Origin of the sequence: Janthinobacterium sp. (assembly GCF_031995485.1) — a bacterium.
Taxonomy (GTDB): Bacteria; Pseudomonadota; Gammaproteobacteria; order Burkholderiales; family Burkholderiaceae_D; genus Janthinobacterium.
Map to the genome: position 1 here is coordinate 68,404 of NZ_DAMAGB010000032.1, position 6,087 is coordinate 74,490.

Here is a 6,087-nt window from a genome sequence, read left to right on the forward strand (position 1 = left end):
CGCATGACCCAGACCAAGCACTACCCCCACCATATCGACCTGAAGCCGGTGATCCATACCGAAGGCACGGTGCGCCTGCCCGGCTCGAAAAGCATCTCGAACCGCGTGCTGCTGCTGGCCGCGCTGGCCAAAGGGACGACCAAGATCGTCGACCTGCTGGCCTCCGACGACACCTTTGTCATGCTGACCGCCTTGACCTCGCTGGGCGTGAAATGGACGCAGGAAGAATTCGACCTGAACGCGGACGCGGCCAGCCTGCACCAGGTGCACCATGTGGAAGGCTGCGGCGGCGTGTTCCCGAACCATGAAGCAGATCTGTTCATGGGCAACGCCGGCACGGCGATTCGTCCGCTGACGGCGGCGCTGGCCGTGATCGGCGGCGACTACACGCTGCACGGCGTGTCGCGCATGCACGAGCGTCCGATCGGCGACCTGGTCGACGCGCTGAACGCGGTCGGCACGCAGATCGAATACACGGGCGAGCACGGCTTTCCGCCGCTGCGCATCCGTCGCGGCCATATCCATGCGCAGCGCATCGCCGTGCGCGGCAATGTGTCGAGCCAGTTTTTGACGGCCCTGCTGATGGTGGCGCCGCTGATGGCGCGCGACCATGCGGTGACCATCGATGTCACCGGCGAACTGATCTCGAAACCGTATATCGAAATCACGCTGAACCTGATGCAGCGCTTCGGCGTGACGGTCGAGCATGACGGCTGGCAGTCGTTTACGGTGCAGCCGGGCCAGCACTATCAAAGCCCGGGCACCATCCATGTCGAAGGCGACGCCTCGTCGGCCTCGTATTTCCTGGCAGCCGGCGCCATCGGTGGCGGCCCGGTGCGCGTCGAAGGCGTGGGACGCGACAGCATCCAGGGTGACGTGCGTTTCGTCGAAGCGCTGCAGCAGATGGGCGCGACGATCACGATGGGCGAAAACTGGATCGAGGCGCGTTCGAACGGCGCCTTGAAAGCGGTGGACATGGATTTCAACCATATTCCCGACGCGGCCATGACGATCGCGGTGGCGGCGCTGTATGCGGATGGCACCAGCACGCTGCGCAATATCGCCAGCTGGCGCGTCAAGGAAACCGACCGCCTGTCGGCGATGGCGACCGAATTGCGCAAGCTGGGCGCCGAAGTGGAAGAGGGCGCGGACTACCTGCGCGTGACGCCGCCGGCCGAGATTTCGGCCGCCACCATCGACACCTATGACGACCACCGCATGGCGATGTGCTTTTCGCTGGCCTCGCTGGACGGCGCCGCGCGCCGCGGCAACGAGATGCGCATCAACGACCCGAAATGCGTGGCCAAGACCTTCCCCGAGTATTTCGCCGCGTTTGCGGGGATTGCGAAGGACACTTTGATTTAACCAGTAACCCCAAACGAAATCTGGGGTCAGACCCTGAGGGTCTGACCCCGGCTCCGGTTTGGGGTTCAGTTTTTTTACTGACAAAACCATGTCCACTACCCACATCCCAGTCATTACCATCGACGGCCCCACCGCTTCCGGCAAGGGCACGGTGGCGCACCGCGTGGCCGACAAGCTCGGCTTTCATTACCTGGACTCGGGCGCGCTGTACCGCCTGACGGCGCTCTCCGCCTTGCGCCGTGGCACCGACCTGCGCGACGAACACGCGCTGGCCAAGCTGGCGGAACACCTGCCTTGCCACTTTGCCAATGGCGAGATCCTGCTGGCGCATGAAAACGTCACCGAGCAGATCCGCGCGGAAGAGGTCGGCAATACGGCGTCGAAGATTGCCGTCCTGCCCACCGTGCGCCATGCGCTGGTCGGCCTGCAGCTGGGGTTTCGCAAGACGCCCGGCCTGGTGGCCGACGGGCGCGACATGGGCACGGTGATCTTTCCGCACGCCACGCTGAAGGTGTTTCTGACAGCCAGCGTCGAGGCGCGCGCGCAACGGCGCTACAAGCAATTGATAGACAAGGGTTTTTCTGCTACTATGGAAGACCTTCTGATGGATTTGCAGGCGCGGGACGAACGTGATACTCACCGTGCGATTGCGCCGCTGGTCCCTGCGGAAGGGGCGCATGTCCTCGATACCTCGGCAATGACGGCTGATGAAGCTGTCGAAACCGTGTTGAAATGGCATGCAGCAGCAACAAAATAGCGTCAGCTATGTGGTGCCCGTTGACGGCTCCTGGCCTGTCCGGGTGTGTCAAAAACCTAACCCAGTTTAAGTCGCATGGTGCGATCTCTGCTGGTTAACTTGTGTGAACCCTATGTCTACTGTTACAACTAACGAATCTACCGGTATGGAAAGTTTTGCTGCGCTCTTCGAGGAATCGTTGTCGCGTCAAGATATGCGCTCCGGCGAAGTTATTTCCGCTGAAGTCGTGCGCCTCGACCACAATTTCGTGATCGTCAACGCCGGCCTCAAATCCGAAGCATTCATCCCTGTCGAAGAATTCAAGAACGACCACGGCGAACTGGAAGTCAAAGTTGGTGACTTCGTTTCCGTGGCGATCGAATCGCTGGAAAATGGTTTCGGCGATACCATCCTGTCGCGCGATAAAGCCAAGCGTCTGGCTTCGTGGCTGGCTCTGGAAAAAGCGATGGAATCGGGCGAGATCGTCGTCGGTACCGTCAATGGCAAAGTCAAAGGCGGCCTGACCGTCCTGACCAACGGCATCCGCGCATTCCTGCCGGGTTCGCTGGTTGACACCCGCCCAGTAAAAGATACCACCCCATTCGAAGGCAAGACCCTCGAATTCAAGGTCATCAAACTGGACCGCAAGCGTAACAACGTGGTTCTGTCGCGTCGCGCCGTCATCGAAGCTTCGATGGGCGAAGAGCGTCAGAAACTGATGGAAACGCTGAAAGAAGGCACGGTCGTGACCGGCGTCGTCAAAAATATCACCGACTACGGCGCGTTCGTGGATCTGGGCGGTATCGATGGCCTGCTGCACATCACCGACCTGGCATGGCGCCGTGTACGTCACCCGTCGGAAGTGCTGACGGTTGGCCAGGAAATCACCGCCAAAGTCCTGAAATACGATCAAGAGAAAAACCGTGTTTCGCTGGGCGTGAAACAACTGGGCGACGATCCTTGGACCGGTCTGTCCCGTCGTTACCCACAAAGCACCCGTCTGTTCGGTAAAGTAACGAACCTGACCGACTACGGCGCATTCGTGGAAGTGGAACAAGGTATCGAAGGTCTGGTACACGTTTCCGAAATGGACTGGACGAACAAAAACGTTGCTCCTAACAAAGTTGTCCAACTGGGCGACGAAGTAGAAGTGATGGTTCTGGAAATCGACGAAGAGCGTCGTCGTATTTCGCTGGGCATGAAACAGTGCAAAGCCAACCCATGGGACGACTTCGGTGTTACCCATAAAAAAGGTGACAAGGTCCGCGGCGCGATCAAATCGATCACCGACTTCGGCGTGTTCATCGGCCTGGCCGGCAACATCGACGGTCTGGTGCACCTGTCCGACCTGTCCTGGACCGAAACCGGCGAAGAAGCCGTGCGTCGCTTCAAGAAAGGTGACGAACTGGAAGCCATCGTTCTGGCCATCGACGTTGAGCGCGAGCGCGTTTCCCTGGGCGTCAAGCAACTGGAAGGTGACCCATTCAACAACTTCGCAGCCATGAACGACAAAGGCTCGCTGGTAACCGGTACCGTTAAATCGGTTGAGCCTAAAGGCGCCGTGATCCAACTGTCCGAAGAAGTTGAAGGCTACCTGCGCGCTTCCGAAATCTCGCGCGACCGCGTTGAAGATGCTGGTACGCACCTGAAAGTCGGCGACACCGTTGAAGCAATGGTGCTGAACATCGACCGCAAAGCCCGTGGTATCCAACTGTCGATCAAAGCGAAAGACAACGTTGAAACCCAGGAAGCAATGCAGAAGATGGCAGCTACCGACAACAACGCAGCTTCGGGCACCACCAGCCTGGGCGCCTTGTTGAAAGCCAAGTTCGATAACAAGAACTAAGACTGCGGATACTGGCAGATGACAAAATCCGAGCTGATCAACCGCCTTGCTGAGCGTTATTCTCAGCTGGTGGCGAAAGATGCGGAGTATGCCGTCAAGACCATTCTTGATGCGATGACCAACGCCCTGGCGACCGGTCAGCGCATCGAGATCCGCGGTTTTGGCAGCTTTGCCCTGAACAGCCGGCCACCGCGCATCGGCCGCAACCCGAAGTCGGGCGACAAGGTGATGGTGCCTGAAAAACGGGTACCCCACTTCAAGCCGGGCAAACAGTTGCGCGAGCGCGTGGACGCGATGGTCGGACAACCGATCATCGAGGATTAATCGTCTGCTGGAAGGCGGAAAATAAAGAGCGGCGTCCCTGGATGCCGCTTTTTTTTTGCTATCATGTCGAAGCTTTGTGCCATGTGGCACGAACACCTTTTGTATTGCCGTTTTTCTCTGTCTGGACGTATCGATGAAAATCATCTCCACCATCGTTGGCTGTGTTCTTTTCGTCCTGTTTTTCGGCTTTGCGCTGAAGAATGCGCAGGTGGTCGACCTGCATGTCTTCCTCAATTATGAAATCCGCGGCCCGCTGGTCCTGATGCTGCTGGGCTTTTTTGTCGCCGGCGCCAGCCTGGGCGTACTGGCCCTGACGCCGACCGTGTTCCGCCACCGCCGTGAAGCGAACCGGCAGAAAACCACGATCGCCGCACTGCACGCCGTGGGCGTGTCGAGCAATGTGCAACCGCAACCCGATGGCGTCGGCACGCAGCCATAACGCTGTGACCCTCTTTCTCCTCTTCTACGAATAAAAATATCGCATGGACTTTGAACTCTGGTGGCTCCTGGGCATTCCCGTGTTTTTCGCACTGGGCTGGATAGCCGCGCGCGTCGACATCAATCAGCTGGTGTCGGAATCGCGCAGCCTGCCGCGCAATTACTTCAAGGGCCTCAATTTCCTGCTCACCGAACAGCACGACAAGGCGATCGACGCGTTTATCGAAATCGTCAAGCTGGACCCCGAATCGGCCGACATGCACTTCGCACTCGGCAATCTGTTCCGCCGCCGCGGCGAGACGGAGCGCGCCATCCGCGTGCACCAGAACCTGCTGGCGCGCCCGGACCTGCCGCAGGAGCAACAGGTGCATGCCGCCTACGAACTGGGCATGGATTACCTGAAGGCGGGCTTGCTGGACCGCGCCGAAGAAACCTTCAATGGCCTGGTCGAGACGCAATATGCGGTGCAGGCGCGCCGGGCGCTGCTGGAAATTTTCCAGCGCGAAAAGGAGTGGCCGCGCGCCATCGAAGCGGCGCTGGGCCTGCAGGAATCGGGCGCCGGCGCGCGCCAGAAGGAAATCGCCCAGTTCTATTGCGAACTGGCGCATGACGCGCTGGTGCATCTGAAACCGGACGAAGCCATGCCGCTGCTGGAAAAAGCGCTGCAGACCGACCGCAAGAGCGTGCGCGCCACCATCCTGACGGGCGACGTGCTGCTGGCGCGCGGCGACGTGGAAGAGGCGATCATGACCTGGCGCCGCGTCGAGCAGCAAAGCGTGCCGCACGTGGCCCTGGTCGCGCAGCGCCTGATGGATGGCTACACCAAAGTTGGCCGTCCGCAGGAAGGCATCAACCTGCTGCGCTCCTACCTGGAAGAAGCGTCGTCGATCGACCTGATCGAAGTGGTGTTCAAGGCCGTGATCGAACTCGATGGCGTCGATGCCGCCAAACAGCTGGTAAGCGCCGAGCTGCGCCGCACACCTACATTGCTGGGCCTGGACAAGCTGCTCGAAGCGCGCATGATGGACGCGCCGGCCGCCATCTGGTCGGAACTGTCGATGGTGAAAAACCTGGTGCACGGCTACACGCAGAAGCTGGCCCGCTACCAGTGCAGCCACTGCGGCTTCAAGGCGCGCCAGTTCTACTGGCACTGTCCGGGCTGCAACAAGTGGGAAACCTACCCACCGCGACGCACAGAAGAATTGAACGTCATGAACTAGTCGTGCCCACCACAGGGCCCATGGCTGCGTTGCAGCGCCTCGCCCTGAACCCTGTGCTGAGCACTTGCAGGTCGGTTAGTTATATTATCCATACGGTACAACCATGAAAATCACCATTATCGGCACGGGCTATGTCGGCCTCGTGACGGGCGCCTGCC

General features: G+C 59.8%; 6 protein-coding genes. All 6 read left to right on the plus strand.

Annotated elements, in window-relative coordinates:
• The first annotated feature begins 3 nt into the window (after positions 1-3).
• The 6 genes from aroA to lapB all read left to right on the plus strand — a co-directional run bounded on the left by aroA (position 4) and on the right by lapB (position 5,929).
• Positions 4-1,365 (plus strand): 3-phosphoshikimate 1-carboxyvinyltransferase, encoded by a 1,362-nt coding sequence (gene aroA / locus RTQ46_RS17560; protein ID WP_312438545.1) that lies wholly within the window; start codon positions 4-6, stop codon positions 1,363-1,365.
• An 88-nt stretch (positions 1,366-1,453) separates the two neighbouring features.
• Entirely contained in the window at positions 1,454-2,122 is a 669-nt protein-coding gene (gene cmk / locus RTQ46_RS17565; RefSeq protein WP_312438547.1) for a (d)CMP kinase, read from the plus strand.
• 112 nt (positions 2,123-2,234) lie between these two features.
• On the plus strand, positions 2,235-3,947 hold the full coding sequence (rpsA, locus tag RTQ46_RS17570) for a 30S ribosomal protein S1 (protein WP_071650172.1): 1,713 nt from the start codon (positions 2,235-2,237) through the stop codon (positions 3,945-3,947).
• An 18-nt stretch (positions 3,948-3,965) separates the two neighbouring features.
• The gene (locus RTQ46_RS17575; RefSeq protein ID WP_008446215.1) at positions 3,966-4,271 is read left to right on the plus strand and encodes an integration host factor subunit beta; all 306 of its coding nucleotides are present in this window, start codon (positions 3,966-3,968) and stop codon (positions 4,269-4,271) included.
• Positions 4,272-4,404: 133 nt separating this feature from the next.
• Positions 4,405-4,710, plus strand: a complete 306-nt coding sequence (locus RTQ46_RS17580; protein WP_312438580.1) for a LapA family protein — start codon at positions 4,405-4,407, stop codon at positions 4,708-4,710.
• 43 nt (positions 4,711-4,753) lie between these two features.
• Positions 4,754-5,929, plus strand: a complete 1,176-nt coding sequence (lapB, locus tag RTQ46_RS17585) for a lipopolysaccharide assembly protein LapB (protein ID WP_312438581.1) — start codon at positions 4,754-4,756, stop codon at positions 5,927-5,929.
• Positions 5,930-6,087 lie beyond the last annotated feature (158 nt).

What these genes read in the sequence shown, in the direction of transcription:
- aroA (WP_312438545.1), top strand. Translation starts at nt 4, where the DNA reads ATGACCCAGACCAAGCACTACCCCCACCATATCGACCTGAAGCCGGTG.
- cmk (WP_312438547.1), top strand. Translation starts at nt 1,454, where the DNA reads ATGTCCACTACCCACATCCCAGTCATTACCATCGACGGCCCCACCGCT.
- rpsA (WP_071650172.1), top strand. Translation starts at nt 2,235, where the DNA reads ATGTCTACTGTTACAACTAACGAATCTACCGGTATGGAAAGTTTTGCT.
- RTQ46_RS17575 (WP_008446215.1), top strand. Translation starts at nt 3,966, where the DNA reads ATGACAAAATCCGAGCTGATCAACCGCCTTGCTGAGCGTTATTCTCAG.
- RTQ46_RS17580 (WP_312438580.1), top strand. Translation starts at nt 4,405, where the DNA reads ATGAAAATCATCTCCACCATCGTTGGCTGTGTTCTTTTCGTCCTGTTT.
- lapB (WP_312438581.1), top strand. Translation starts at nt 4,754, where the DNA reads ATGGACTTTGAACTCTGGTGGCTCCTGGGCATTCCCGTGTTTTTCGCA.